At 60.3% G+C, this 25,052-nt stretch carries 27 protein-coding genes; 12 read left to right on the top strand and 15 right to left on the bottom strand.

What is annotated here, in order from left to right; translation table 11 throughout:
- The first annotated feature begins 6 nt into the window (after positions 1 to 6).
- Both ASF13_RS16500 and ASF13_RS16495 read left to right on the top strand, forming a co-directional pair.
- On the top strand, positions 7 to 267 hold the full coding sequence (locus tag ASF13_RS16500; protein ID WP_056239688.1) for an acyl carrier protein: 261 nt from the start codon (positions 7 to 9) through the stop codon (positions 265 to 267).
- Positions 254 to 1,423, top strand: coding sequence for an aminotransferase class I/II-fold pyridoxal phosphate-dependent enzyme (locus ASF13_RS16495; protein ID WP_056238688.1), 1,170 nt, complete (start codon positions 254 to 256; stop codon positions 1,421 to 1,423). The genes ASF13_RS16500 and ASF13_RS16495 overlap by 14 nt, the downstream gene beginning before the upstream one ends.
- A 60-nt stretch (positions 1,424 to 1,483) precedes the next feature.
- Here the strand turns inward: ASF13_RS16495 and ASF13_RS16490 are convergent, their stop codons facing one another.
- The 3 genes from ASF13_RS16490 to ASF13_RS16480 are packed head-to-tail and all read right to left on the bottom strand — an operon-like array spanning position 1,484 to position 4,220.
- Complete coding sequence (locus ASF13_RS16490; RefSeq protein ID WP_056238684.1) at positions 1,484 to 2,038, bottom strand: YtfJ family protein; 555 nt, start codon at positions 2,036 to 2,038, stop codon at positions 1,484 to 1,486.
- Positions 2,035 to 2,886 (bottom strand): hypothetical protein, encoded by an 852-nt coding sequence (locus ASF13_RS16485; protein ID WP_056238680.1) that lies wholly within the window; start codon positions 2,884 to 2,886, stop codon positions 2,035 to 2,037. The genes ASF13_RS16490 and ASF13_RS16485 overlap by 4 nt, the downstream gene beginning before the upstream one ends.
- Complete coding sequence (locus ASF13_RS16480; RefSeq protein ID WP_056238677.1) at positions 2,883 to 4,220, bottom strand: lipopolysaccharide biosynthesis protein; 1,338 nt, start codon at positions 4,218 to 4,220, stop codon at positions 2,883 to 2,885. The genes ASF13_RS16485 and ASF13_RS16480 overlap by 4 nt, the downstream gene beginning before the upstream one ends.
- 224 nt (positions 4,221 to 4,444) lie before the next feature.
- Here ASF13_RS16480 and ASF13_RS24685 point away from each other — a divergent pair, with 224 nt between their 5' ends.
- The 5 genes from ASF13_RS24685 to ASF13_RS16460 all read left to right on the top strand — a co-directional run bounded on the left by ASF13_RS24685 (position 4,445) and on the right by ASF13_RS16460 (position 8,727).
- Positions 4,445 to 4,639 (top strand): hypothetical protein, encoded by a 195-nt coding sequence (locus ASF13_RS24685; RefSeq protein WP_158239900.1) that lies wholly within the window; start codon positions 4,445 to 4,447, stop codon positions 4,637 to 4,639.
- A complete protein-coding gene (gene lptF / locus ASF13_RS16475) occupies positions 4,636 to 5,703 on the top strand; it encodes an LPS export ABC transporter permease LptF (protein ID WP_056238674.1) in 1,068 nt (355 codons plus the stop codon). Before ASF13_RS24685 ends, lptF begins: the two co-directional genes overlap by 4 nt.
- Positions 5,700 to 6,779 carry an LPS export ABC transporter permease LptG gene (lptG, locus tag ASF13_RS16470; protein ID WP_056238671.1) on the top strand — a complete coding sequence of 360 codons (1,080 nt, stop codon included), beginning with the start codon at positions 5,700 to 5,702 and terminating at the stop codon, positions 6,777 to 6,779. The genes lptF and lptG overlap by 4 nt, the downstream gene beginning before the upstream one ends.
- Positions 6,780 to 7,032: 253 nt before the next feature.
- On the top strand, positions 7,033 to 7,806 hold the full coding sequence (locus ASF13_RS16465; RefSeq protein ID WP_056238666.1) for a type IV toxin-antitoxin system AbiEi family antitoxin domain-containing protein: 774 nt from the start codon (positions 7,033 to 7,035) through the stop codon (positions 7,804 to 7,806).
- Positions 7,807 to 7,812: 6 nt separating this feature from the next.
- Complete coding sequence (locus tag ASF13_RS16460) at positions 7,813 to 8,727, top strand: nucleotidyl transferase AbiEii/AbiGii toxin family protein (protein ID WP_056238664.1); 915 nt, start codon at positions 7,813 to 7,815, stop codon at positions 8,725 to 8,727.
- A 90-nt stretch (positions 8,728 to 8,817) separates the two neighbouring features.
- On the opposite strand, the gene ASF13_RS16455 is transcribed toward ASF13_RS16460, so the two are convergent.
- Positions 8,818 to 9,819 (bottom strand): LacI family DNA-binding transcriptional regulator, encoded by a 1,002-nt coding sequence (locus ASF13_RS16455; RefSeq protein ID WP_056238661.1) that lies wholly within the window; start codon positions 9,817 to 9,819, stop codon positions 8,818 to 8,820.
- Positions 9,820 to 9,875: 56 nt separating this feature from the next.
- Positions 9,876 to 10,454: a hypothetical protein gene (locus ASF13_RS16450; RefSeq protein WP_056238656.1), complete on the bottom strand. Its 579-nt coding sequence runs from the start codon at positions 10,452 to 10,454 to the stop codon at positions 9,876 to 9,878.
- Between the two features lie 218 nt (positions 10,455 to 10,672).
- Here ASF13_RS16450 and ASF13_RS16445 point away from each other — a divergent pair, with 218 nt between their 5' ends.
- The 5 genes from ASF13_RS16445 to ASF13_RS16425 all read left to right on the top strand — a co-directional run bounded on the left by ASF13_RS16445 (position 10,673) and on the right by ASF13_RS16425 (position 16,824).
- Complete coding sequence (locus ASF13_RS16445; RefSeq protein WP_056238653.1) at positions 10,673 to 11,707, top strand: NAD(P)-dependent alcohol dehydrogenase; 1,035 nt, start codon at positions 10,673 to 10,675, stop codon at positions 11,705 to 11,707.
- A gap of 4 nt (positions 11,708 to 11,711) precedes the next feature.
- Positions 11,712 to 13,229: a xylulokinase gene (gene xylB, locus ASF13_RS16440; protein ID WP_056238647.1), complete on the top strand. Its 1,518-nt coding sequence runs from the start codon at positions 11,712 to 11,714 to the stop codon at positions 13,227 to 13,229.
- Positions 13,226 to 14,731, top strand: a complete 1,506-nt coding sequence (locus tag ASF13_RS16435; protein WP_056238645.1) for a sugar ABC transporter ATP-binding protein — start codon at positions 13,226 to 13,228, stop codon at positions 14,729 to 14,731. The genes xylB and ASF13_RS16435 overlap by 4 nt, the downstream gene beginning before the upstream one ends.
- A 75-nt stretch (positions 14,732 to 14,806) precedes the next feature.
- On the top strand, positions 14,807 to 15,784 hold the full coding sequence (locus tag ASF13_RS16430) for an ABC transporter permease (RefSeq protein WP_369814397.1): 978 nt from the start codon (positions 14,807 to 14,809) through the stop codon (positions 15,782 to 15,784).
- Between the two features lie 32 nt (positions 15,785 to 15,816).
- Positions 15,817 to 16,824 carry a substrate-binding domain-containing protein gene (locus ASF13_RS16425; RefSeq protein ID WP_056238639.1) on the top strand — a complete coding sequence of 336 codons (1,008 nt, stop codon included), beginning with the start codon at positions 15,817 to 15,819 and terminating at the stop codon, positions 16,822 to 16,824.
- Between the two features lie 60 nt (positions 16,825 to 16,884).
- Here ASF13_RS16425 and ASF13_RS16420 read toward each other — a convergent pair whose 3' ends face one another.
- The 10 genes from ASF13_RS16420 to ASF13_RS16375 form a co-directional block, all read right to left on the bottom strand.
- On the bottom strand, positions 16,885 to 17,205 hold the full coding sequence (locus tag ASF13_RS16420) for a putative quinol monooxygenase (RefSeq protein ID WP_056238636.1): 321 nt from the start codon (positions 17,203 to 17,205) through the stop codon (positions 16,885 to 16,887).
- Between the two features lie 45 nt (positions 17,206 to 17,250).
- Entirely contained in the window at positions 17,251 to 18,180 is a 930-nt protein-coding gene (locus ASF13_RS16415) for a hypothetical protein (protein WP_056238632.1), read from the bottom strand.
- 48 nt (positions 18,181 to 18,228) lie between these two features.
- A complete protein-coding gene (locus tag ASF13_RS16410) occupies positions 18,229 to 18,663 on the bottom strand; it encodes a hypothetical protein (RefSeq protein ID WP_056238627.1) in 435 nt (144 codons plus the stop codon).
- The gene (locus tag ASF13_RS16405) at positions 18,663 to 19,661 is read right to left on the bottom strand and encodes a hypothetical protein (RefSeq protein WP_056238624.1); all 999 of its coding nucleotides are present in this window, start codon (positions 19,659 to 19,661) and stop codon (positions 18,663 to 18,665) included. The genes ASF13_RS16410 and ASF13_RS16405 overlap by 1 nt, the downstream gene beginning before the upstream one ends.
- 4 nt (positions 19,662 to 19,665) lie before the next feature.
- Positions 19,666 to 19,935 carry a hypothetical protein gene (locus ASF13_RS16400; protein WP_056238621.1) on the bottom strand — a complete coding sequence of 90 codons (270 nt, stop codon included), beginning with the start codon at positions 19,933 to 19,935 and terminating at the stop codon, positions 19,666 to 19,668.
- A complete protein-coding gene (locus ASF13_RS16395) occupies positions 19,935 to 20,183 on the bottom strand; it encodes a hypothetical protein (protein WP_101506302.1) in 249 nt (82 codons plus the stop codon). The genes ASF13_RS16400 and ASF13_RS16395 overlap by 1 nt, the downstream gene beginning before the upstream one ends.
- Positions 20,184 to 20,196: 13 nt before the next feature.
- On the bottom strand, positions 20,197 to 22,992 hold the full coding sequence (locus tag ASF13_RS16390) for an FtsK/SpoIIIE domain-containing protein (RefSeq protein WP_056238614.1): 2,796 nt from the start codon (positions 22,990 to 22,992) through the stop codon (positions 20,197 to 20,199).
- A 13-nt stretch (positions 22,993 to 23,005) separates the two neighbouring features.
- Complete coding sequence (locus ASF13_RS16385) at positions 23,006 to 23,350, bottom strand: hypothetical protein (protein ID WP_056238610.1); 345 nt, start codon at positions 23,348 to 23,350, stop codon at positions 23,006 to 23,008.
- 561 nt (positions 23,351 to 23,911) lie between these two features.
- On the bottom strand, positions 23,912 to 24,586 hold the full coding sequence (locus tag ASF13_RS16380) for a DUF1028 domain-containing protein (protein WP_056238606.1): 675 nt from the start codon (positions 24,584 to 24,586) through the stop codon (positions 23,912 to 23,914).
- Positions 24,586 to 25,023 carry a RidA family protein gene (locus ASF13_RS16375; protein ID WP_056238603.1) on the bottom strand — a complete coding sequence of 146 codons (438 nt, stop codon included), beginning with the start codon at positions 25,021 to 25,023 and terminating at the stop codon, positions 24,586 to 24,588. Before ASF13_RS16375 ends, ASF13_RS16380 begins: the two co-directional genes overlap by 1 nt.
- Positions 25,024 to 25,052 lie beyond the last annotated feature (29 nt).

Here is a 25,052-nt window from a genome sequence, read left to right as displayed (position 1 = left end):
ACGATGATGCAAAAACGCGAAATAGTAATGAACGATATTCTTGAGTGCCTGCAGGAGCTGGTTGCCGGCACGCACCCGATCCGACCGGACAGTGACATGGTCAATGAACTCGGGCTCGAATCGATTAAGGTAATGAACCTGCTGATGCTGCTGGAGGACAGGCTGGATATCTCAATCCCGATTAATATTCTGCTAAATGTCAGAACGCCTGAGCAGTTACTGGAAGCTATTACGAAACACCAGGAGGAATGCAATGGGTCTGTTTGACCGTTTTGAACGCCTGGCTGACGAAAGAAAGCAGCTGCAGGCCTCCGGTTTAAATCCCTTTGGCACCTGTATTGATGAGATCTTCTCCGCAACGCAGGGGCGAATTGGCGATCGCCATATTATTCTGGCCGGCACCAATAACTATCTCGGCCTGACGTTCAGCCCGCAGGCCATTGCCGATGGCCAGGCGGCGCTGGCCGCCGAGGGCACAGGTACCACCGGCTCGCGGATGGCCAACGGCAGTTTTGGCGCGCATCTGGCGCTGGAGCAGGAGATCGCGGCGTTCTTCAATAAACCCACGGCGATCGTCTTCTCTACCGGCTATACCGCCAACCTGGGGGTGATCGGCACCCTGGCAACGCCGGATTCGGTGGTGCTGATTGATGAGGACTCCCACGCCAGCATTTACGACGCCTGTACGCTCGGCCAGGCGCAGATTATCCGCTTTCGCCACAACGACGCCCAGGATCTTGAACGGCGGATGGTGCGGCTGGGTGAGCGCGCGCGCGAGGCGCTGATTATCGTTGAAGGCATCTACAGCATGCTCGGCGACGTGGCCCCGCTGGCGGAAATCGTCAGGATCAAACGCCGCTACGGCGGCTATATTCTGGTCGATGAAGCCCACTCTTTTGGCGTGATGGGTGCCACCGGGCGCGGGCTGGCGGAAGAACAGGGTGTAGAGGATGAGGTCGATATTATCCTCGGCACCTTCAGCAAAAGCCTCGCCTCAATTGGCGGTTTTGCCGTGGGGGATAAGGCGATGGAGGTGCTGCGCTACAGCAGCCGCCCGTACATTTTTACCGCTTCGCCCTCGCCGTCGGGGATTGCCACGGCACGCTCCGCGCTGCGCAGCATCGCCAGGCCTCATCTGCGTGAAAAGCTGTGGCATAACGCCCGCCGGCTCTGTCACGGGCTGGCAGAACTCGGCTACCGGCTGGGGCCACGCGTCAGCCCGATCGTGCCGGTGATAATCGACTCTAAGCAGGCTGGACTGGCGTTATGGCGCCGGCTGATCGACAAAGGCGTGTATGTGAACCTGGTATTGCCACCGGCAGCGCCCTCAGGAATGACACTGCTGCGCTGCAGCGTCAACGCCGCCCACAGCGATGACGAGATTGACGCGATCATCCGGGCGTTTGCTGAACTGAGAAGATAAGGCGCGTGCCCTGACAGGTTATAGATGGCGGGTAAATGGTCGCAGATCACAGAGTAGCCGTTACCGGATCAGCTGATGGATTAAGCCGGTCACCTGACTCACCTCCTGCGGCGTCAGGGCACCGTCTTTGACCCAGCGCACACGCCCCTGCTTATCCAGCACGATAATCGTGGAGCTCTGCTCCTCCAGCCGCCAGGTTTTCGCGCCCGTGCCCTGGCAGTCAATGACAAACTGCGCCCAGGGATAGCGCCGCTGGTTCTTCGCGATCTTCGCGCGCACGATAAATCCGCTGCCGAACAGTTCGTCAGCGGTATTCACGATGGTGGTGGGCTGGAAGCGATCGGCAGGAAAACGAGCGGCCTTAATCGCCTTGATCAGGATTGCGTTTTTCTTTTTCGCCGACCTGCGCCCGGCAATATACTGCACCACCCGTACCCTGCCGGCCAACTGCGCACTGCTCCACGGCCGCAAGTGAATGTCATCGTTCTCCAGCACCATTTCCCCGCACTCGTCGATAGCCACCGGCGGTAGCGGGTGCCCGATCGGCAGATCCTGTGCGGGTGCCAGCGGCGGCAATATCAGCAGCGCCCACAGCAGCACGGTTTTCAGCTTCAAACCGGCACTAATCCCTGGCTGGCGTGCTCCGTCAGCAGCCGGAGCTGCTGGCTAATCGCCGCATCTAACGCATCGGGTGTGTCGTAATGCCGGCGGCCGGCGAGCTTGTCGGCCACCATTCCATCATGACGCTGGCCCATCAGCCCGTTGATATTCGCCAGGAAACGCGAGGTCTGGTAAGCCTGTCGATCCGCCGGGTACAGCGATCTGAGGGTGTCGTAATAGGAGACCTGCTGGCTGATGATTTTACGCACGTCGTGAAACTCGCTGCCGGTGAGCTGCGGCTTCATGCTCAACGTCCGCAGCTCGTGCATCTGTTGCTGGCAGTGGCGCATAAACCCCGGCAGGTTATCGAGGCGCGTATGGCGCAGCGTACAGCGCATCAGCGCCCACAGCGGGCGGCTGAGAAGAACGGTCAGCAGGGTGCCGTACAGGCGCAGCGTCTGGTCATTGCCGTAGCGAAAGCCGTCCTGAAAATGTCCGAGAAATACCGTGATCAGTTTAAACAGCCGCGTTGAATCATGCTGCCGGCGATACAGCCGCTGTGCGAAGCGCAGATGCTTGAAGCGTGCGCGGATGCTCTTGTAGCGCATCCCCTCGGCCTCGGTGAGCGTTGCCCCTCTGAGCACTTTTCTGACCAGCGCGCGCAGCTCCCGCCGTGTAAAGCCCTGCTCCCACAGCTGCAGACAGAGGGCGTAGTTATCCTCGATCGTCGCCTGGGTGCAGGGTGCCGCCAGGGTTGCCGGTAAGCCGCTGGCGTCACCGATGCGGTCATCTTCATCCAGCGCTGTAAGCAGCAGCTCGACCGCCTGAGCAGAAAACGTTTTAAGTCGGGTTTTGAATATCATTTTGTTATCTCAAGCGGCGTATCGGTGTGGATCGTGCGGCGATGTTGCCAGGCCCACAGGGTCAGAATCAGCATCATCAGGACCTCGAGGCACTGTCCGCCCAGGTAAGCGCAGGCCGAGCCCTGCACCCGGTAAACGTGTGACAGCACTACCAGCAGCGCAATATAGCCGGCAGAAGCGAGGGCCTGCACGGCTAACCAGGGGCGTTGGCGACCCGCCATCAGCAGCAGTGATTCCTGCGGAAAGCCGATCATCGATACCACCACCGCCCCTAGCATAATCTGGATTAAGCCGTAAGTTTCCAGATACTTATCACCAAAGATCAGTGAGATCAGTGACTCACCCAGCGTTAACATCAGCAGAGAAAACAGCAGACCAATCCCCCCCGCCAGCAGGGCAGCACGCAGCCCCAGCAGCCAGGGGCGCTGGCTGGCCGGATCCAGACGCATTACTTCAGGATAAAAACTCTTCTCCAGCAGTCTGGCCGGGGTGCCGGCGGCATCAATAAAGGTCATGGCGATTTTAAACAGCCCGGCCTCAACCGGCCCGATCACCACGCCGACCAGCACGGTGCTGCAGGAGTTGCGCGCCGCCCAGATCGAGTGCGACAGGTTGGTGGTCCAGACAAAGTTCCAGGCACCGGCAATCTTCCGCCCGACGCTGAACAGCGCCGGCCGCAGCGCGTTATCGATCCGTCTGCGGCGCAGCTCCCACGCCGCTAGCCACCAGAACAGCAACCCACCAGCCACGTTAGCAAGATACCAGGAGGCAACAAAACCGGGAAAACCGGCCCCGGTCAGCAGGGAGGCTACGCTGCCCAGCGCCAGCAGCAGCGGTTTAGTCGCCTGCTGGATGGCAATCAGGTCGAAGCGATCGCAGGCGCGTAAAACACCGGTCGGCGTCGAGGAAGCCATGGCGGGGATCAGCGTGCAGGAGAGCAGCGCCAGCCGGAAACTGCTGGCATCCAGCCCCAGCGAGGCGGAGAGAAACGGCAGTAACAGCATGCCGCCGGCGACGGCGACGGCGCTGCTCAACATATCCAGGCCGACCGAGAAGGAGATGACCTCCCGCACGCGCTGCGTATCCTGACGGGTCAGCGCCGGCACGCCGAACTGCACCACAAACTGCCAGGTCTGGAATTTAACGAGATCGCTGACGGCTTTGGTATAGGCCTGAATCACCACCAGCACGCCAAACATCTCTGGCGACATCCCCCTGCCGGCGCAGGAGAGCGCCAGCAGGCCTAACAGTGCGCTCACCGCATTGCCGGAGAGCAAAAAAGCACTGTTCAGTAAAATAGTGCGAAATGCACCATCGGCAAACCAACGTCTCATCATTAATGACCTGCTATGCGGGCTGCGTTAGCCAGGGCGGATTAAGGAAACTCAACGGGGAGTTTTTTTTAGATAACATGATGGCGCAGTATATTTCCGCAGGTCATGTACTCATCGGAAACGTATTACCTGAAGCATCACTGTTGTACCTGATTAATTCATAACAGGTTGACTGACCGTCAAAGATCCGCTGCAAATGATAAATAATGTCGGTGCGGCAGGAGATGCGTATCGTGCTTTTAATCCGCAGGCGCCGCGCAGGCAAGCAGAGGCGCTGGTTATTTACAGATTGTCACCAGATGAATGAAAAATTAGCACCTTATGAACATATTGCCTCCGTTAACCGCTTCATTCTGTTGCCTCAAAAACAGCCGCGGCTTCTGCCGCCAGCATCGGGACTAAACCAGCGGGAAATATGACTCTTATTGAGCACTATATTATGCGTGAGATCCGCCGCCTGGTGATGGTTATCGTCGGTTTCCTGATCTTTATTTTTGCCATCTATTCTGCGCAACGTTATCTGACCGAGGCGGCAAATGGCACCCTGGCACTGAAAGCGGTCGCGGCGATCGTTTTTTATAAGGTGGTTATTGCGCTGGAGATGCTGCTGCCGGTCGGCCTGTACGTGGCGGCCGCCGTGGCGCTGGGCCAGCTCTACAGTAACAGTGAGATCACCGCGCTTTTTGCCGCCGGCATCAGCCCGCTGCGCATCTATAAAGCGGTACTCATGCTGGCAGTACCGCTGGCGATGCTGGTCACCGCCCTGTCGATGGTTGTCCGTCCGTGGGCCTATGCGCAGATCGACCTGCTGCGGCAGGACGCACAGTCGACGCTGGACGTCGGCCATCTGCAGGCACAAAAATTTAATCTGGATGATAACGGCAGCATGATCCTGGCGCAGCAGGTTGACCGAAACCTGAATCATCTGTCTGACACGCTGATCTACCGCAGCACGGCGAATGTGACTACGGTACTGCGGGCCCGCTCGGCCAGCGTCGCCTGGCCCGACGGCGTGCCGGTAGTGACGCTGCTGGCCGGATCGGCTTACACCCTTGACCACCACGGCATGGCAGATAACCAGCATATCTATCAACGTCTGCAGCTGTACCCTACGCCGGCGAAGCCGGATGACGATGCGCGCAGTAAATCCCTCTCCGTGCGGCAGCTGGTAGCCTCTTCTTCCCCGACCGATGCAGCTGAGCTGCAGTGGCGGGAGAGCCGCGGCATCACCACCCTGTTAATGGCGCTGATGGCGGTTTCGCTCAGCCGCCTGAAGCCACGCCAGGGGCGGTTCACCACTCTGTTACCGCTGGCGCTGGTGTTTACCCTGATTTTTTTTGGCGGTAACGTCTGCCGTACGCTGGTCGCCACGGGCACCCTGCCCGTCATGCCCGGCGTATGGCTGTTTTCACTGCTGATGCTGTTGGGCGTGTCGGCCCTGTCAGCGCGTGACTTCGGCCTGTTGCCGATCTTCTCCCGATGAAACTCGTCAGTCGTTATCTGGTGCGCCACATTTTTATCGGATTTTTAGCCGCGGCCGCGCTACTGGTCCCGCTGTTTACCCTCTTTGATTTTATTTCTGAACTGGAAGACGTCAGTGCCCGGGGCTATCACTGGACGCAGGCGCTGGCCGTGGTGCTGATGCGCGTACCCCGGGTTATCGTTAACCTGAGCCCGTTTATTGCGCTGCTGGGCGGCATTGTCGGGCTGGGGCAGCTCTCTGCCAGCCAGGAGATGACCGCCATCCGCATGGCCGGTTATTCAGTGACCCGCATTGCGCTGGCCGCCCTGTCGGCCGGCGCGATTTTTACCGCTTCGCTGGCCGCCGTTGATGAGTGGGTGGCGTCACCGCTGCAGCAGCGCGCGCAAACGCTGAAGAACCGGGCGCTGGCAAACGGCCTCAACGGTGAAGCGTCACAGGGTGCGCTGTGGGCGCGGCGGGATAATGAATTTGTCAGGGTGAAGAGCGTCGATACGCAGGGCCAGCCGGAGGGCATTGAGATATTTTACTACAACGCCGACTTTTCACTGCGCAGCTATGTGTATGCCGAGACGGCCACCCTTGCAGAGGGTGCCACCTGGATACTGCATCATGCCCGGCGGAAAGAGTGGTCAGGGGGGAAAGAGTCGATGGTCACTCAACCGGTTTTACCTTGGCAATCGCTGTTTCCCGGCAACAATCTGCAGACGCTCTCTCTGCCCACCGACAGCTTCACCGTCTCTCAGCTCAGGCAATATATCGCCTGGCTGCAGCATACGGCACAGCCCGCCGCGCAGTACCAGATTGCCCTGTGGCAGAAACCCGCACGGCCGCTGCTGCTGCTGGCGATGATCTTACTGGCCCTTCCCTTCACCTTTGGCCATCCGCGAACGCCGGGGATGGGCAGTCGTCTGTCGCTGGGGGTGATTGTCGGCCTGCTGACCTGGATCTTCGTGCAGATTGTGATTAATTTAGGGCTGCTGCTGGCGTTTAACCCGGCCCTTACCGCACTCGGGCCGTCACTGTTGATGCTGATCGTCGCGCTGTTGCTGGTCGCTCGGGTTAACAGGAAACCTTAGCGGGCTCAATGCAGCTCAGCGGATAACTGCTGGATCCTACTTTTAACGTTAACCGTGCCTGCCCGACTGCCCGCCTTCAAATGCGACAGTCGGCAGATGATCTGTGATCCTTAGTTTATAAAATTCAAATATCACGGCGATTATCGCCGTAAAAATAAACTTCAACAAACCAAAGTCGCTCAAAGGTTTGCCAAAATTAAAATATACGGCAATAATCGCCGTATAAATATTAGGCTATAAACCAGAGGCAAACGTGCTCAATACGAAATCAAGGACCTTACTTAAAACGCTGCTGCCATCGGGACTGGTAGCAACCAAGTCATGGCTCATCACACAGGGTCTTAGCCTGCATTTTATTGATAATGCAGTTAAAAACCGAACATTGGTGCCACTGGCTGTTGGGGTTTATGTTCGTGATACCATTCAAGTCAGCTGGCAAGGGGTCATCGCCTCACTGCAACGTATGAGCGATATACCGCTACATGTTGGTGGACTTACGGCGCTTGATATTGCAGGACTGTCCCACTATCAATCGAGAGCAAAAGTCGCACTGGTGGCGCTCTATTCTTCTGAGCCGCTTCCGACCTGGCTGCACAGGATTGAGCTCAACGCACGGTTTAGCTGGTACAGTACAAAACGCCTGTGGCCTGCATCGGTTATGGAAAACAGCCCCTTTATGCAAGAAAACCAGTGGCAGCCTTCACTTCCCCCGATGTTCTACTCAACGCCAGAAATGGCGATGCTGGAACTGCTAGCTAACGTTCCGGACAGCGTCAGTTTTGAGCATGCGGATCAACTCATGCAGGGAATGTCGACTCTCTCACCACGGCGGCTCAATGTTTTACTGAAGGCGTGCCGCAGTATTAAGATCAAGCGATTGTTTATGTGGCTGGCTCAGCGCCATAATCATGCCTGGCTTAAATACCTCACGCCTGACAGCTATGATTTTGGTTCCGGTAAGCGGGAAATTGCCAAATCAGGCCGTCTGGACAGGACGTGGAGCATCACCGTACCAAAGGAGTTGTAATCATCAATGGACAGAAGCAGCCTCTACTACCGTCAGGTACAGCTTTTATTAAAGCTCATCCCGTTTATTGCAGCACATGACTGCTTTGCACTTAAAGGCGGTACGGCCATCAATCTTTTTGTTCGGGAATTGCCGCGTCTGTCGGTGGACATCGATCTGGTATTTCTGCCGGTGATGAATCGCGATACCTCACTGGGCAGAATCAAAACGGCACTTGATGAAATAGCCACGGCGATTCTGACAGAAATTCGGTGCAGCCAGGTCAGCAAATCTTACGACGACAAAAGAGATGCGTTGCGGCTGAATATTGCCCACGGAGGGGTTCAGGTAAAAATCGAACTCTCACCCGTGTTACGCGGAACTGTCTATGATCCGGAAATGCTTGCGGTGAGCCACGCGGTGGAGGATGAGTTTGGTTTTGCAGAGATGCCGGTAGTGTCATTTTCCGACCTTTATGCAGGAAAAATCTGCGCCGCACTCGATCGCCAGCACCCCCGAGATCTCTTCGACGTAAAACTGCTGTTGGACAATGAGGGATTCTCCGATGAACTTAGGAAAGCGCTGCTGGTTTATATAATCAGTCATCCGCGCCCTGTCGCCGAGCTCCTGAGGCCTCGTTTCATCGACATATCTGCACTTTATGAGGGTGAGTTTCGTCACATGGCAGAGGTTGATGTTCCTCTGGCAGAACTGTCTACGGCACGGCAAAAAATAGTTGAACTGATTAATCAGTCAATGACCAGCGAAGAGCGGTCGTTTTTACTCTCCTTTAAAAACCGACAACCCGTGTGGACACTACTGGGGCTGCAAGGGGTTGAGCAGTTGCCAGCAGTACGCTGGAAACTGCAAAACCTTGCAAAAATGCCAGTGGAAAAACATGCTGATGCACTGGCAAAACTGCGTGATGTCCTGGGCGTTTAGATCAATGTGGGAATATCGGCTAAATCAGCTTCTGCGCGAGACACCGTATTAACCGTTATTCACCCAGACGTCATTGCACTGGCTAACCGCTTACGGCACCACCCTGCCCCGTACCACTACCTTGCCGGCCTTACTCTCCTGCTCGCCGACCCGACGGATCGCCAGGTTCAGCGCCTGCCAGGCGATCTCCTGTAAATCATGGGTGATGCAGGGGAAGTGGAAGCCGTAGATACCGGCATTGGCCACCTCGTCGATGCTGAACAGTGACACCTGCTGCGTCAGCGCCAGCTTGTGCTCGATGCAGGCTTTGATAATCCCCAGCGAGATCTGGTTATTGCAGCCGACAAAATAGTCCGGTGCCGGGTTGTCCGTCAGCCAGCGGCGGGTCTCCTGCCAGGCGGCATCCATAAAGAAGTCCGCGTGCAGCACTTCAAAGGAGGCTATCCTGCCCTGCAGCGCCGCCTGCAGGCCGATCACCCTTTCGCGCGCCACGTTGGAATTTTCCGGGCCAGAAACCACCACCACCCGCTGCACCTGCTGCTCCAGCAGCCAGCGGCCAGCCTGCAGGCCACAGTCGAGGTTATCGATATAGACGCCGCTGCACCAGCCGGCGTCCAGCTCACGATCCACCAGCACCACCGGGATGTTCAGCGTCTCCAGACGCTGCAGATAGGCCGGGCGATAGTGGAGATCGTTGGAGATCACCGACAGGATGATCGCATCAACGTTATAGCCCATCAGCCGGTCGATGATGCTGTTCTCCGTCTCCTGCGATTCATAAGAGTCAAACACCAGCGTGTCGTAGCCCAGCTTCTGCGCTTCCAGGGTCATTAGCCGGGTCAGGCCGCCGAAGAACGGGTTAGCCATATCCGGATTAACGATGCCGATGGTCTTACTGCTTTTTGCCCGCAGGCTGCGGGCGGCGGTATTCACTACATAGCCCAGCTGCTCTGCCGTTGCCAGAATGCGCTGCAGGGTCTCCGGGTGCACCTTGTCCGGCTGCGAAAACGCCCTTGAAGCGGTAATTTTACTGACGTTTGCCTGCGCGGCAACGCTGGCCAGCGTTGCCTTTTTTCCCCGCGCCACAGCCAAATGCAACTCCTTAGTTAACCCACACGATTAAGCATCATTTTGTATCATTGCTGACATCATGACAGATCCGCTAAAGCGGTGCTATCAGAGATTATGCCCGCCAGGCGGTTAATCCGCGGGTCGGTGAAAATATCCAGCTCATCGCGGCTTTCGGAAGAGAACTCCGACACCACCGCGCCCTGCTCCCCCGCCTGGAACCAGTGGCGGGTATTGGGGGCAATGGTGTACTGCTCGCCGGGGCGCAGCAGGATATAGCGGGTGCAGCCGTACCAGGCTTCCGATCCGGGGGGCACCCGGCACACCGGTTCACCGCCGGCATCGTTAGGCGTCAGGCTGTCGTCATCCACAAACAGATACACCTCCCCCCAGCGGCAGCGGAAGGTCTCCTGCTTGCCCGGCGTGCCGTCAAACGGCGGATGCAGATGCTCCGGACAGGTCTGGCGCGGGAACAGCACCAGCTCTTTGGCGCAGTAGCGCGGCGAGTTGGCGTAGGTCAGCAGCTGCAGGCCGGAGGCCGGATCGTTCAGGCCAAAGCCCGCGATTTCAATGCGCTGGCGCTCCTGTTCGGTGAGCACAATGCTGGCCCGCTGCAGGTAATGCAGCGTCTGTGAGACGGCATCGGAAGCTGAAGTCATGGTTACCTCTGAGTGATTAACGGTATCGGTATCATTAGACCCGTCATTACCCCTGCGATTCTGTGATCCTGCTCTCTATCCGCTGAATACGCCCACCGCCGCTGCGAATGTTTGCTCAGAAAACTCTAAGTCGATCACAGTTTTCAGCGGAATATTACGCCAGGATGAGCGCATTAAAATGATATCGATACCATATAAATGCATTCAGAGAGGCCATTATGAAAGCGTTAGTGTTGGCAGAAGCCGGTAAGATCGCCATTGAAGATCGCGAGTTTGACGAGGTGCTGGGTCAGGATGATGTGCAGATCAAAATCCACTCGGTGGGGATCTGCGGCAGCGATGTGCACTATTACCAGCACGGGCGCATCGGGCCGTTTGTGGTCAGGGCACCGATGGTGCTCGGCCACGAGGCTTCCGGCGTGGTGCTGGCGGTAGGCAGCAACGTCACTCACCTGCAGCCCGGCGACCGGGTATGCATGGAGCCGGGCATTCCGGATATGAACTCGGCGCAGACCCGCTCCGGCATCTATAACCTTGACCCGGCTGTGCGCTTCTGGGCCACCCCGCCGGTACACGGCTGCCTGCGCGAAAGCGTCATCCACCCCGCCGCTTTTACCTTTAAGCTGCCGGACAACGTCAGCTTTGCCGAGGGGGCGATGGTCGAGCCGCTGGCGATCGGCATGCATGCCGCCACCAAAGCGGGCATTAAGCCGGGCGATATCGCACTGGTGATCGGTGCCGGTCCGATCGGCGTGGTCACCGCGCTGGCGGCGCTGGCAGGCGGCTGCTCTGACGTGATCATCTGCGATCTGTTTGATGAAAAGCTGGCGGTTGCCGCCAACTACGACGGTCTGCACGCGGTGAACATCAAATCCGGCGAGCTGGCGGGCAAGGTAGCGGCGCTGACCAGCGGTAACGGCGTGGATATCGTCTTCGAGTGCAGCGGTGCCAAACCGGCGATTGCCGGGGTGGCCGAACACGCCGCACCGGGAGCTACGGCGGTGCTGGTGGGCATGCCGGTTGACGCCGCGCCGATGGATATCGTCGCCGCGCAGGCCAAAGAGATCACCTTCAAAACCATTTTCCGCTACGCCAACATGTACCCGCGCACCCTGCGCCTGCTGAGCAGCGGCAGGCTGCGGGTTACCCCGCTGATCAGTCAGACCTACAAGTTTGCCGACAGCGTTGCCGCCTTCGATCGCGCCGCAGCCGGTAACGCCTCTGATATCAAAATCATGCTGGAGATGGAGTAAGCAGATGGCGCTTTATGCAGGCATCGACTGCGGCACCCAGGGCACCAAGGTGGTCATCGTCGATGGCGATACAGGCACCCTGCTCGGTGAGGGCAGCGCGGCACATCAGCTGATTGCCGACGCCAGCGGTCGCCGCGAGCAGCAGGCCGACTGGTGGATTGAGGCGCTGATTAGCGCCTTTCATCAGGCGGTGGCCGCGGCCGGCGTGGCGGCGGCGGATATCGTGGCGCTGGGCGTTTCCGGCCAGCAGCACGGTTTCGTGCCGCTGGATGAGCAGGGCAAGGTGCTGCACAACGTGAAGCTGTGGTGCGATACCGAAACCGACGCTGAAAATCAGCAGCTGATCGCCGCACTGGGCGGCGTCCCGGCTGCGCTGGCGCAGCTCGGGCTGCTGCCGGCCACCGGTTATACCGCCTCGAAAATTCTCTGGTTCAGACAGCATCATCCCGAAAAGTGGGCGCAGCTGCACAGCGTGCTGCTGCCACACGACTATCTCAACTTCTGGCTGACCGGCGAACGGGTCGCCGAGTATGGCGATGCCTCCGGCACCGGCCTGCTCGACGTGCGCAGCCGTCAGTGGGACCGCCGCACGGTGGAGCTGATCGACGACAGCGGCCGCCTGTGGAACGCCCTGCCGCCGCTGCTCAGCGCCGGACAGTGCATCGGTACCCTGCGGCCGGAAGCGGCGGCGGCGCTGGGGCTCTCCCCGGCCACCCGCGTTGCCACCGGCGGCGGCGACAATATGATGAGCGCCATCGGCTCCGGCACCATCGCCCCCGGGGTGGTCACGCTCAGCCTCGGCACCTCCGGCACGCTGTTCGCCTGGTCGCCGGAACCGCTGGCCTCGCCCTCTGCGGAGGTGGCCGGTTTCTGTTCCAGCGATAATGGCTGGCTGCCGCTGATCTGCACTATGAACGTCACCTCAGCGACCAGCACGGTGCAGACCCTGCTGCAGGAAGATATCGCCGGCTTTAACCGGCTGCTGGAGCAGGCCGCGCCGGGCGCCGGCGGCGTGGAGATGCTGCCGTTCTTTAACGGCGAACGCGTACCGCCGCTGCCGCACGCCCGCGCCAGCCTGCACAACCTCGGCAGCGACAACTTTACCCGCGCCAACCTGGTGCGGGCGGTGGTGGAGAGCGCCACCTACGGCCTGCGCTACGGCATTGAGCTGTTCCGCCAGCAGGGAATAACGGTGAGTGAGATCCGCCTGACCGGCGGCGGCTCGCGCAGCGCGGCGTGGCGGCAGATCGTCGCCGACGTGATGGGCTGCCCGGTTATCTGCCTGCAGGTCGGCGAAGCGGCCGCGCTGGGCGGGGCGATTCAGGCGATGTGGATGACAGCGCTGGCGGATGAACACACGCCACCGTTCAGCCCGCTGCTGGCCAGACTCTGCCAGCGCTTTGTCGCCCTGGATCCGGCCACCCGCACCGAGCCGGACGCCGCGCGCCAGGCCGAATACGACACCCTTTATCAGCGCTATCTGCAGCGCCTGCAGCAGTCTTACCCGGAGGTTCAGCCGTGACCCGCGATCCGCAAACGCAACAATCCGCTTACCTGCTGGAGGTCAGCGGGGTCAGGAAGGCCTTCGGGCCGGTGGTGGCGCTGAAAAACGCCGAGTTCAGCCTGCGCAGAGGCTCGATCCACGCGCTGTGCGGCGGCAACGGCGCCGGCAAGTCGACCTTTCTCAGCATTCTGATGGGCTTTATCCAGCCGGACGGCGGCGACATCTTTATCAACGGCGAGCGCTGCGAGTTTCACCACCCGAAAGACGCGCTGCGCGCCGGGGTGGCCATCGTCCAGCAGGAGCTGAGCGCCATTCCCGACCTGACGGTGGCGGAGAATATCTGGCTGGGCCGCGAACCGCAGCGCTTTGGCTTTGTGGATTTCGCCACCCTGAACAGGCGTACCACTGCCCTGCTGGCTGAGCTGGATTTTCATATCAGCGCCACCGAGAAGATGCGCAATTTAAGCGTTGCCGAGCAGCAGCTGGTTGAAATTGCCAAGGCGCTCTCCCACGCCAACGCCGACATCATCATTATGGATGAGCCGACCTCGGCGATCGGCGAGGAGGATGCGCAGAAGATCTTCCAGACCCTCAGGCGGCTGGCGGCGAAAGGCAAAGGCATTATCTACGTCTCGCATCGTCTGTCGGAGATCTTCCAGATCGCCGACAGCTACACCATCTTCCGCGACGGTGCCTGGGTGCACGAAGGCTTTATCGCCGATATCACCCGCGAGCAGCTGATTGAACACATCATCGGCGGCGAGTATGACAGCGAGTTCGCCAAGTTTAACCGCCCCGGCAGCGAGGTGATGATGGAGGTCAATAACCTGCGCTGGCGCCACCGGATCAAGGATATCAGCCTGCAGCTGCGCCGCGGCGAGATCCTCGGCATCTACGGCCTGGTGGGTTCCGGGCGCAGCGAGTTTCTCGATCTGATCTTCGGCATCGAACACGCCGACAGCGGCACCATCCGCCTCGGGGAGAAAACCCTCGCCCGCCACTCGCCGAAGCAGTCGATCGCCAGCGGCATCGCCTACGTTACCGAAGATCGTAAGGAGAGCGGGCTGGTGCTGTGCCGCTCGGTCAGCGAGAACATCAATATCGCCTCGCTCTCTGCGGTGAGCCGCGCCGGGTTTATCGACCACAAACAGGAGCAGGCGCGCACCGCCGACATGATCCAGCGCTTTAACGTCAAAACCCACGACGGCGAGCAGCCGGTCGGTAACCTCAGCGGCGGCAATCAGCAGAAGGTGGTGCTGGGTCGCTGGGCGCTGCTCGACCCGGAAGTACTGCTGCTGGACGAGCCGACGCGCGGCATTGACGTCGGTGCCAAGAAGGAGATCTACCGCTTTATGTCGGACTTTGCCCTGAAAAATAAGGGGATCATTATGGTGTCGTCCGAGCTGGCGGAGATCATCGGCATGAGCGATCGCATCCTGGTGTTCCGCGACGGTGAGCTGGCAGGCGAGCTGTCGGCAGCGGAAGCCACCCAGACAGAACTGATGAAACTCGCGGTTTAACAGAGAGATAATAAAATGACGACCACCCATTCCTTAACGCCCGGGCTGTCCTTTTTCACCCGCAACAAGCGCCGTATGCACAAGTACGGCATCATCCTCGCCTTTTTTGCTCTGTGCCTGATCGTCGCCGCCGTCGGCGAGTACCAGGTCTCGCAGGGGGCCTGGAGCAGCAACTACTTCCTCAGCAACGAGAATATGCTGATCGTGCTGCGTCAGGTGTCGATCAACGGCATCCTCGCCATCGGCATGACCTTTGTGATCATCACTGCCGGGGTCGATCTGTCTGTCGGCTCGGTGCTGGCGCTGAGCGGCATCGTCGCCGCGCGCTTTGCCACCAACAACGCCGGGCTGGCGATTGGCGATACCGCCCACGCGGTGATGATGCCGATGATCGTGGCGCTGGGCATTGGCATCGTCTGCGGGCTGATTAACGGCACGGTGCTGGCCCGTTATCGCCTGCAGCCGTTTATCGTCACCATGGGCATGCTCTCCGCCGCGCGCGGCCTGTCGATGCTGACCACCGACGGCAATCCGGTGTCGCAGCTTAACAGCGACTTCCGCTGGCTGGGCAACGGCTACACCGCCGGCATTCCGGTGCCGGTGATTATCTTTATTCTGCTGTTTGGCCTTGCCTGGCTGCTGCTGAATAAAACTCTGTTTGGCCGCTACGTCTACGCGGTGGGCGGTAACCCGAAAAGCGCCCGCACCTCCGGGATTAACGTGGTGCGTATCAAGGTACTGGTTTACACCCTGTGCGCCGGGCTGGCCGGTATCGCCGGGCTGATCCTCACCGCACGCACCGGCTCGGCGCAGACCAACGCCGGAGCCGGCTACGAGCTGGACGCCATCGCCGCGGTGGTGATCGGCGGCACCAGCATGGCGGGCGGCGTCGGAACGCTGGTCGGCACCTTCTTCGGCGTGCTGATTATCGGCGTGATGAATAACGGCCTGGACCTGCTCGGGGTGCAGTCCTACTACCAGCAGATTATTAAAGGCGCGCTGATCGTTGTCGCCGTATTGCTTGACCCGTCGCGTAAGCAGCAGCGCGACTGACTTATAACAACAACACCCTACTGGAGAGAACCATGAATAAGACCAAAATTGCGTTGCTGACCTGTGCACTGACCCTCGGCAGCATGGCGGCTGCGCAGGCCGCCCCGGTAAAAATCGCGGTGCTGATGTACGGTAACAAGGCTGAATTTGTCCAGCTGATGGGGAAGTACGGCAAACAGCATCCGGCGGTGAAGAGCGGTGAAGCGGTGCTGACCTTCTATGACGGGCGCTATGATGCCTCGGTGCAGAACGACCAGGCGGCCACCGCCATCCAGACCCGCGCCGATGCGATTATCGTTAACCCGATGGATTTTGAAGCCAATATCGACATCGTCACTAACGCTAACGAGGCCAAAATTCCGGTGGTGGTGACCAACGCCCGCCTGAATACCGAAGCGATGACCGCCGAAGTGGTCTCCAACGATGAGCTGGGCGGCTATCTGGAAGCTAAAGCGGTACTGGATAAGCTCGACTGCAGGAAGAACAAGGTTAACGTGGTGATTATCGAAGGGCCGAAAGGCGGCAGCGGTGAGATCCAGCGCGGTAAGGGTAACGATAAGGCGATCGCCGAGTGTGGTGCCGGTCAGGTGACGGTGCTGGAGCGTAAAACCGCCAACTGGTCACGCGCCGAGGCGCAGCCGCTGATGGAGAACTGGCTGCAGAAGCACCGTGGCAAGATCAACGGCGTGATCGGCCAGAACGACGAGATGGCGCTGGGCGCCATTGAAGCGATTAAAGGGGCCGGGCTGAACGTGAAGGACTTCGCCATTGCCGGCGTCGACGGCGTTTCTGATGCGATCCACGCGGTGCAGGCCGGTGAGATGGTGTCGATTCTGCAGGATGCCAAAGGCCAGATTCAGGGCTCCATCGACGTGGCGCTGCGCGCCGTGAAGGGCGACAGCTACCAGCCGCAGTCCGATATCTGGCAACAGTACGCGAAGGATCTGAAGTGGGACGGCGGCACGCAGAAACATTATTACATTCCCTGGACCACCGTGACCGCCGATAACGCCCAGCAGCTGCTGGACGCGCGTAAGTAAGCCGGCGCTTCTCCTCCGGCAACATCGCCGGAGGAGGATCTGCGCATGCGGCTGCGGCCGTTACACTCCGGCCGCAGCCGCTTTTTCACTCTCCCCGTCAAACTCCTGCATAAAGGTAAATACCCCGGCCTTGCGCTGGTAGCTGTCGATCAGCGGCACCAGCCGGGTAAAGTGCTCACTCTGACAGTGTGCATCCAGCGCGGCCCTGTCCGGCCAGCTCTCAATAAAGATAAAATGCCCCGGATCGCGGTGGTCCGTAAACAGCTCGTAGCTGATACAGCCTGGCTCCTGACGGGTTTTCTCCACCAGCTCGCGGTAGAGCGGCATTACCGCTGCAATATGCCGGGTGCTGATAAAATCTTCGGCAATCACTTTCAGCATAGTTACTCCTTTTATCCGGTCGTCTGCGATCCCGGCCCGGTTATATCAGCGCAGATTCAGCTGCTCTGCCGTCCGCTCCGCCAGCGGCAGCAGATGCCCCTGCGCATGAATGGCAAAGGTTGCCAGCCGCACCGCACCCTCTCCCTGCTGCAGGGCCAGCGCGGCCGCAAAGGCCTGATAGTGGGTGCTGGCGGTCAGCGCACTCTGCTGCGCCATCAGGCTGCTGAACAGCCCTGCGCCCGCCACCAGCGTGATGGCAAGGAATGCCAGCCGCACGCGGCGCTCCTGCTGCGGCAGCAGCGCGGCAAGCAGCCGTCCGGCCAGCAGGATCAGGCTCAGCGCGTTAAGCAGGATCAGCACGCTGCCGAGGGCCACCGTCAGACCGGCGCTGTAGATTACCCCCATGACCTGGCGTGTCGTTTCACGATCCAGCTTTACCGGCCGCGCCTTCAGCGGCGCGGTGACGCCGCTGGCCAGCTGCAGGCTGCGCAGCGCCAGCAGTTCACCTTCCGGCACCGGCCGATCGCTAACGCCGAAGGCTATGGCCAGCTGTGGCGTGGTTTTGTTAACCAGCAGCTTATTGACGCCAAACACGTTCGTTTTCTTTTCGGCGGGCATCGCCGCCACGCTGTCGGAAATAAAATGCAGTACCCAGGCTTTGGAGGCCCAGGTGGTGCCGGCAATCAGCGTCAGTGCCAGCAGGATTATCGCCAGCCCGCTGGCCTTGATCCGCTTCAGCAGCGGCTCGGCCACCAGCGTGGCCAGCAGCAGCAGCGTGCCGCTGGCGGCCATCAGCCAGAAGATCAGCGCGGTGGCGCGGAAGAAGCCGATCTCACGGGCGGCGTACAGCGCGCTGAGCGCAAAAGCCAGCCACAGCAGGGTGACCAGCAGCAGCACCAGGTTCAGCGAGAAAGCCGTCCAGCTGCGGCGGGCGGCGGGTTGGGTCAGTTGCTCGTCGAGCGGAGAGAGCGTCATGGGGCAGTCCGTTAGTGGGTTAAAACAGGCCAGAGAAATGACGCCGGCTTAAACCGGCGGCGTACCCAGTGAGGCGATCAGCTGTTCGGCGTCAGCGGCGCTGTACTCCGCGTTGTGCATCGCCATCGCGGCGCGGTCGGCGTAGTCGCTGGCGCGCTGCTGCAGCATCAGCGATTCCCCGGTCACCTCCTCCAGCGAGCTCATCGTCGATCGCGCCTGGCGCAGATGATCCTCACCCAGACCGATCGCCTGCTGCGCGGCGTGCAGGTTTAGACGTGCACGTTTGAGGATCTCCACCGCCTCGTAGGAGATCTCATTCAGCCCCGGCTGATGCGCTTTCTGAAAATCCAGCGAGCGGCTGTCGCTCCAGCGGCGCAGCAGCTCGCGGGATTCATCGTGGTACTGGTTCACCTGGTGCGAGAACAGCATCGTGTGCTCCTCCACCAGGTTGTAGATCGACTGGATCTGCAGGGATGCGTCCATTACAGGCCCTCTTTACTGTTGATCTTTCGCAGCGCTTCAAAGGCATCGCTCAGCTCTTCGCGCGCGCGCCACTGGCGGCTCTGGTACTCCTCAAGCGAACCCTCAAAGGCGTAGTGCCCCTGCAGCGCATCGGCCACCTCATCTTCTGCCTGCGTGGTGTGCTGGCTGGCGGTCTGGTGCTGGGCGCTCATCTGTTCCGCCAGCCGGCTGCCGTGCTGCGCCTGCTGCCAGGCTTCATCAGCCCACTGCAGCGCTTCCCGCGCGCTGTGGCTGGCCTGGCTGGCGCGATCCCGCGCCTGATCGGCGTGATGCAGCGCCTGTTCGGTTTTACTGACGCCCTCTTCGCAACCACGGTGCCTGTTGAGGGCATCGTTCAGCCGCGCGATGGCATCCTGCAGCAGCGCCTTACAGTGGTTCAGCCGCTGCAGTGCGCTGTCGACGTTGCGCATTGCGCTGTTCATCCGCGAGGCTTCCGAGCTGCAGTTCGGCTGGATGCGTTCGCCCTTCGAGTTGGTGGTATACGAGCTGGTGCAGCGGTTATACGAACTGCGGGCGAAGTTCAGCTCATCTTCGGCGCTGCTGTACTGATGCTGTGCGCTGGCCACCTGGCTTTCGGCATGGATTTTCGCCGCCCGGCACTGGCTCACCAGCTGGACGGCCCGTTCCAGCGCCGCCCGCCACTCCGCGCTGGCACGCTGGCAGCGCTGAAACACGCTGGCCGCGTGGCGGTGGGTCTGCGCCGCGCGTTCGTCGGTGCTGTTGGCCAGCTCCCGCACCGCATGGCTTTTCTCCTGCACCTCGTGCAGGTGCTGCGTGGCATCGTCGATCTGACTGCTGACCAGCGATACCCCCTCTTTGAAATCGGCCACCACGTTATCAGCGCGGCGGAAGTGGCCCTTGTTCTCCTGCTGCACCACGTTGAAGTTGCGGCTCCAGTCCAGCAGCTCCTGTTCGATCTGGTCGATCAGAAACTGGGCTTCACGCGGGGTCTGTGTCATTCCGTTAACCTTCTGATTGGGATTGTGCGGTCAGCTGTTCGAGCATGGCGTCCAGCCGCGGCAGAATAAGATGCAGGCGCTGCGCCTGCTGCTCAAAGCGCCGGGTAGCGCGCTGAAACTGCTGGTTGAACGCCTCTGCACCCTCGCCCTGATACGCCTGGCGCAGGCGGTGCCACGCGGCGATCAGGTTCTCGCGGCGGTGCTCCACCTCCTGCAGGCGGCGGGCGATATCGTCACGATAGTCGCGCAGCCGTTCGGTCTGCTGCGCGCTCATCAGACGTTCCCCCGCAGATAGCTGGCGATCTGCCGCAGCTTCACGGCTAAGTGATCGTCCAGCGCAGGCGCGTCTGTTTTCAGGTACGCATCGTTCTCGGCGATGCACTCCTCAAGTAACACGGCGGTGGCGTGATGCTGTTCATCGCGCCACAGCTCACCCAGCAGCGCATAGCCCTCCTGCAGGCTTTTCTGCTGGCCGGCCAGCGCCTGGTGGAACGCCTCCAGCTCGCGCTGGAGGTTTCTCATCAGTGGATAGCTCTCATTCAGCGACAACGGGCACCCCGGCAAAGGATTTGTCCAGCATCTGCTGCAGCAGCTCGCGGGTCTGCTCGCGACCGATATCGTGGTCGAAGGCGTAGCTGCTGAACAGGTTACGGGCGCGCTCGCCCTTGACCAGGTCAACGTACATCGCCGCCAGCGGATGCTCGGTCATCTCTTCGATCTGCGTGGCCGCCAGCGAGGCGAACAGCGTCATTGAGTCGTCGGCGCTGAGCTGCTGCACCACGCGATGGATAAAGTCGCGGCCGTCGCGGGACGGATTCATAAAGCTCTGCAGCGCCGGTACCGACTCAGCGGAGACGATCACGTGGCGTGAGCGGTCGCTGCCACGGCGGACCAGGTCGCGCCAGGTGGCCCACAGGCCGCTTTCCGGTGCACCGTACGGGTCGTAACCGTCAACCAGCGCGTTGATGCGGTCCGGCTCGCAGACCACCAGCAGCCCCTGGCGGGTGTGCGCGGCGTCGGCAAAACCGGTCAATGCCGCTTCGGCACCGTCGGCATCGGCGATAGTGACGTTTGCACCCAGCCCCTGCAGATACTCAGCAGCCGTGCGCACGATGCCGCCGCCCGGCAGATACGGATCCAGCGCGTCGATCACCGTCAGGTCAATCTCCTGCGGGTTTACGGTGGCAGGCAGGCCGATAATCATATTGGCCAGCATCGCCGCACGCAGCTCGGTGCGCGCACCGACCATCAGCAGGTTCTGGCCGCGGCCGCGGCGCAGGGTGCAGAGCGCGTGGGAACGCACGTCGAAGTTGCGCCCCAGCCACAGGCCGATCGGCCTGCCGGAAGGCGTCCACATCCGCTCCTCAAAACCGCCGTCGCGCAGCGGCGTGGCGGCAATACGCTGCAACTCGTCGATGGACGGCGGCGCGCTCTGATGCTTCATCACAAAGGCGTTATCGGCCAGCGTGCTGGCCATGGTGCCATCCAGCATAATTGGCCGTGACGCCTGCGGGCCGGCGTGGGCAACAATGCTATCGATCACCGCTTCCAGCGTCGGCTGGGTCTCGTCTGCGCCCTGATAGTCATCACGACGTGCCAGGCGAGCGACCGCACCACGGTGGTTATCGCCATCGCGACCGGACTGGGCGTTAATGACCAGCTCACCGGAGGCGGCCAGGTCGCGGATCAGGCGTTTACCCTCGGCGCCAAAAGCGGAGATGGTCTGAATATAGTCCTGTGCCAGCGACAGCGAGGCGCGCAGGTGGATTTCGTTAAAGTTACTGCTGCGCATCCCCTCCACGTCAAAGCGCTGGGCGCAGAGCAGCAGGTGGGTACCCGCAGCGCGCCCCATGCGCAGGATCGGGCCAAGTTCGTCCATGCCCGCCTGCGGGTCGCCCTCAAACACCAGCTGATATTCGTCGATAATCATCAGCATACGCGGCAGCACCTTGCCGGTTTTGCTGCGGTACGCGGCGAGGTTGTTGACGTTCTCATCCTTGAACAGCTCATAGCGGCGCTTCATCTCGGCGTGGAAGTCGGCGAGGATTTTGCGCGCGATCGCCGGACGGGTGCGTAGCGACACCACTTCCGCGTGCGGCAGTTGGTTGTAGAGTTTAAACTCCACGCCGTGCTTGGCGTCCAGCAGGTAGAGCTTAAGCTCATCCGGCGAGTAACGGCTGGTCAGGCCGGAGATAATCACGTGCAGCAGATGCGATTTACCGGAGCCGACCTGGCCGGCGATCACGCCGTGCGCCACTTCACCGGATGCGTGATGCTTACCAAACAGAATATTCAGCCGCTCGCCGACCGGCGTTTCAATACGTTCGGCCGAGCTGGCCGTCATCATCTCGTCTGCACTGGCCAGCGCGTTAAAACTGTTACTGCTCTGCTGGCGGTTGCTGGCGCCGGCCTGGTCGAGCAGCTTCTCAATCTGCTGGTGGCTGGCGAATTCCGGGATCAGCAGCCCGCTCTCTTCACGACAGTCAATCACCACCGCATTTTCAAACGCTTTCATATCGAAATCACGCGGCAGCGGCGAGGAGGTGTTGTACTCCAGCACCAGATGACGGCCGGCGCGGGGGCCGGAGACGCCGATACGGGTCAGCAGTTCCAGCGCGCGCGGCTCACGCTCGTAGGCCGACGGGAAGTCGACCACCGCGACGATCTCAAAGGATTCACCGGAGCGGCTCTCTTTTGGCAGGTCAAGGAAACGGCCTGCACCGCCAACCACCCGCTGGTTAATGCGCTGGATATCCTGGGTGATGGTGGTCAGCGTCTCGCCGAGGGTGTTACCGGCCTTGCGCGTGCGCGGCAGGCTGGCCTCAAACGGGAAGGTGGCACCGAGCCCTTTCGGGTCAAACAGGGTAAAGGTCGAGCTGCCTGGCAGCAGCGCGGCGGTGCGCAGTACGATATCACGCTGCACCGCGCGCGAACGCTCAAGGCTGTTGTTGTCGGTCAGCAGGATCACCGCGCCTTCCGCCCGCAGCAGCGGCTGGTAAATCACCCGGAAGGCGTGTTTACCGTCAGGCTTGCGGACTGCCACCTGGCCGTAGAGGTAATACTCCAGCGGCGTCGGATCGTTATCCGCCTTAAACAGGTCCCAGAATTCGCTTCCCCATGGCGCGCACAGCGGCAGCGGGATCTGGTCATAAAGCGCTCTGACCCGCGCCTCTTCGGCGGCGAATTGCTGTTCCAGCGCAGGCGCCAGCAGTGGAACCGCGCTCTGCAGATAACCCACCTGTTGACGGATTTTCCCTTCCAGTGCATCAATTGACTGGCGAGTTTTAGCAAGTTCCGCGCGCAGCGCCGCGGAGCCGGATGTTGAGTTCATCGACTTTTCCCAATCAGAAGACAAGATAGAGTCCCCACAGCACAATGACGCCAAAGATAATCAGCTTGGTTTTTTTCTGGCGTTCGGCTTTCTCGGCCTGCTCCAGTTTTTGCGTCAGCTGATGGTAGTGGTTTTGCTGCTGGCCCAGTTGCTCGCCGAGCTGACCGAGGCTGGCGACCGTTTGCTGCACCTGAGCAAAGTCGAGTTCCTGAACTTCTGGCGGTTTACTGCTGCTGAACTTATTAAAATCTTTTGCAAGCTTTTCAGCAGCGGCGCTGGTGCGTTGGTACTGCTGCTGCGTCGCCAGCACGTCTTTAAAAGACTCGCTAAACTCGGTGACCAGTTGTGATTGTTGCATTGTCAAAATCCCTGTTCTGCAATGAAACGGCATCCCGTTTATCTGTTTAATCAGCGTATTAAAACTGAATTTTTAGCCGGTGATCCGGGCGGGGTGAGGCAGCTACAGGCGCGGTAAGCGCGCAGGGTTATTCCCTGCTATACGGCGGGTTATCGGCCTGTAGCGTTAAAAACCGTTAAATATTGCTAACTGGAGCAACTATCGTCAAGAGATAATTCTTATTATCCGAACAGGCTGGAGCAGACATACAATCCAGGAAGTGCGATCAACATAAGGGGACAGACAGGGTAACCCGTCGCCAGCCAGATCCCGTTGTGCAGGTGAAGCGGGGAGGTTTTATCATCTTTCACAGCATTACCATAACCCAGCCGATTATCAGCCCGGGCTTACCCGCTGTACAGTCTGGCGGGACTCACCGTCGGTACACCCCGCCAAAATTACAGCGAATACAGCAATCCAGTGGCGTTTAGTTTATCAATGTGATCGCGTTATCCGCTGTTCCGGGTATGCATCTCACCGCGCAGAACGCTGCGCTAAGCCAGAACCGTTTCGGCGTTACTGTTACTCACTGCCCGGAACGCCGTAACCCGGTGCCCGGCGCGGATCCAGCGCGCGGGTGATATAGGCCGCCATCTGCGGTTCATAAGCCTGCCAAAGCGACTCCAGTGCGGCCACTGGATCGGTGTCGCACCAGTCCACCCGCAGATCGACCACCGGCCAGGCGTAGTTATCCACCACGTTGACCGCGGCTGAGTGTACCGGCCCGGCCTCGCCACCGGCAGTCAACCCGGCACGCAGGGCGGCAATCAGCCGCGTGGTAAACGCTCCTTTGACCTCAGTGAACGCCGTGGTCATTGCCGCGGTTACTGCCGGGCTGGCCAGCATATTTCCGCCCGCAATACAGTCCTGACCCTCGGCCACGCTGAAGGTGCCGAGCGTGCGATCGCCGCTGAAATGGGCCGTTCGCCCGGCAATGTCAATCACCGTCACCTGCCGGTACTGGCTGAACGCATCTTCTGCCAGCGCCTTGCGCAGCGCCTGCTCCGGTGCCAGGCCGTCTTCCAGGTGGCCCAGCACCCTCTGGCCGAGCACCGGCAGGGTGATATTCTGGCTGGATACCGCGCCCACCCCCGCCAGCAGCCACGGGCAGCGGGCACCCACGGCGATGCTGGATGAACTGATGGCAATGCCCAGCTGCCCGCTGTCCGGGCAGCGGGCAGCAACGGAAAAAGTCATTATGCCCCCTTAGTTGCGGCATCCCGGTCGTCCGGGATCACCGCAATCACGTCAATTTCCATCAGCCACTGCGGCTGCGCCAGCGCAGAGACCACCAGCCCGGTGGAGACTGGAAACACCCCCTTCAGCCACTTGCCCACCTCACGATAGACCGGCTCACGGTAGCGCGGGTCGATGATGTAGGTGGTGGTCTTGACGATATGGGAGAGATCGCTTCCCGCCTCCTCCAGCAGCTGTCTGACATTCTTCATGGCCTGCCCGGCCTGCGCCTGCGGATCGCCGAGGCCAACCAGCTTCCCGTCAAAGTCGGTGCCAACCTGGCCGCGAACATAGACCGTGTTGCCGGCGCGTACCGCCTGGCACAGGTCGTTATCCAGCGTCTGATTCGGGTAGGTTTCTTTGGTGTTAAACATGCGAATGCGCGTATGCGTTGGCATCTCTTTTTCCTCTTTAGTCCGTTGGTTCG

Origin of the sequence: Erwinia sp. Leaf53, from assembly GCF_001422605.1 — a bacterium.
In the GTDB taxonomy this organism is placed as follows: domain Bacteria; phylum Pseudomonadota; class Gammaproteobacteria; order Enterobacterales; family Enterobacteriaceae; genus Erwinia.
The sequence above is the reverse complement of the archived record's forward strand: the minus strand, read 5'-3'. Positions and strand labels throughout refer to the sequence as shown.

What these genes read in the sequence shown, in the direction of transcription:
- ASF13_RS16410 (WP_056238627.1), bottom strand. Translation starts at nt 18,663, where the DNA reads ATGGACGCATCCCTGCAGATCCAGTCGATCTACAACCTGGTGGAGGAG.
- ASF13_RS16450 (WP_056238656.1), bottom strand. Translation starts at nt 10,454, where the DNA reads ATGACTTCAGCTTCCGATGCCGTCTCACAGACGCTGCATTACCTGCAG.
- xylB (WP_056238647.1), top strand. Translation starts at nt 11,712, where the DNA reads ATGGCGCTTTATGCAGGCATCGACTGCGGCACCCAGGGCACCAAGGTG.
- ASF13_RS16425 (WP_056238639.1), top strand. Translation starts at nt 15,817, where the DNA reads ATGAATAAGACCAAAATTGCGTTGCTGACCTGTGCACTGACCCTCGGC.
- ASF13_RS16395 (WP_101506302.1), bottom strand. Translation starts at nt 20,183, where the DNA reads ATGAGAAACCTCCAGCGCGAGCTGGAGGCGTTCCACCAGGCGCTGGCC.
- ASF13_RS16420 (WP_056238636.1), bottom strand. Translation starts at nt 17,205, where the DNA reads ATGCTGAAAGTGATTGCCGAAGATTTTATCAGCACCCGGCATATTGCA.
- ASF13_RS24685 (WP_158239900.1), top strand. Translation starts at nt 4,445, where the DNA reads ATGCGTATCGTGCTTTTAATCCGCAGGCGCCGCGCAGGCAAGCAGAGG.
- lptG (WP_056238671.1), top strand. Translation starts at nt 5,700, where the DNA reads ATGAAACTCGTCAGTCGTTATCTGGTGCGCCACATTTTTATCGGATTT.
- ASF13_RS16375 (WP_056238603.1), bottom strand. Translation starts at nt 25,023, where the DNA reads ATGCCAACGCATACGCGCATTCGCATGTTTAACACCAAAGAAACCTAC.
- ASF13_RS16445 (WP_056238653.1), top strand. Translation starts at nt 10,673, where the DNA reads ATGAAAGCGTTAGTGTTGGCAGAAGCCGGTAAGATCGCCATTGAAGAT.
- ASF13_RS16495 (WP_056238688.1), top strand. Translation starts at nt 254, where the DNA reads ATGGGTCTGTTTGACCGTTTTGAACGCCTGGCTGACGAAAGAAAGCAG.
- lptF (WP_056238674.1), top strand. Translation starts at nt 4,636, where the DNA reads ATGACTCTTATTGAGCACTATATTATGCGTGAGATCCGCCGCCTGGTG.
- ASF13_RS16385 (WP_056238610.1), bottom strand. Translation starts at nt 23,350, where the DNA reads ATGCAACAATCACAACTGGTCACCGAGTTTAGCGAGTCTTTTAAAGAC.
- ASF13_RS16460 (WP_056238664.1), top strand. Translation starts at nt 7,813, where the DNA reads ATGGACAGAAGCAGCCTCTACTACCGTCAGGTACAGCTTTTATTAAAG.
- ASF13_RS16400 (WP_056238621.1), bottom strand. Translation starts at nt 19,935, where the DNA reads ATGAGCGCGCAGCAGACCGAACGGCTGCGCGACTATCGTGACGATATC.
- ASF13_RS16430 (WP_369814397.1), top strand. Translation starts at nt 14,807, where the DNA reads ATGCACAAGTACGGCATCATCCTCGCCTTTTTTGCTCTGTGCCTGATC.
- ASF13_RS16390 (WP_056238614.1), bottom strand. Translation starts at nt 22,992, where the DNA reads ATGAACTCAACATCCGGCTCCGCGGCGCTGCGCGCGGAACTTGCTAAA.
- ASF13_RS16500 (WP_056239688.1), top strand. Translation starts at nt 7, where the DNA reads ATGCAAAAACGCGAAATAGTAATGAACGATATTCTTGAGTGCCTGCAG.
- ASF13_RS16415 (WP_056238632.1), bottom strand. Translation starts at nt 18,180, where the DNA reads ATGACGCTCTCTCCGCTCGACGAGCAACTGACCCAACCCGCCGCCCGC.
- ASF13_RS16485 (WP_056238680.1), bottom strand. Translation starts at nt 2,886, where the DNA reads ATGATATTCAAAACCCGACTTAAAACGTTTTCTGCTCAGGCGGTCGAG.
- ASF13_RS16380 (WP_056238606.1), bottom strand. Translation starts at nt 24,586, where the DNA reads ATGACTTTTTCCGTTGCTGCCCGCTGCCCGGACAGCGGGCAGCTGGGC.
- ASF13_RS16480 (WP_056238677.1), bottom strand. Translation starts at nt 4,220, where the DNA reads ATGAGACGTTGGTTTGCCGATGGTGCATTTCGCACTATTTTACTGAAC.
- ASF13_RS16405 (WP_056238624.1), bottom strand. Translation starts at nt 19,661, where the DNA reads ATGACACAGACCCCGCGTGAAGCCCAGTTTCTGATCGACCAGATCGAA.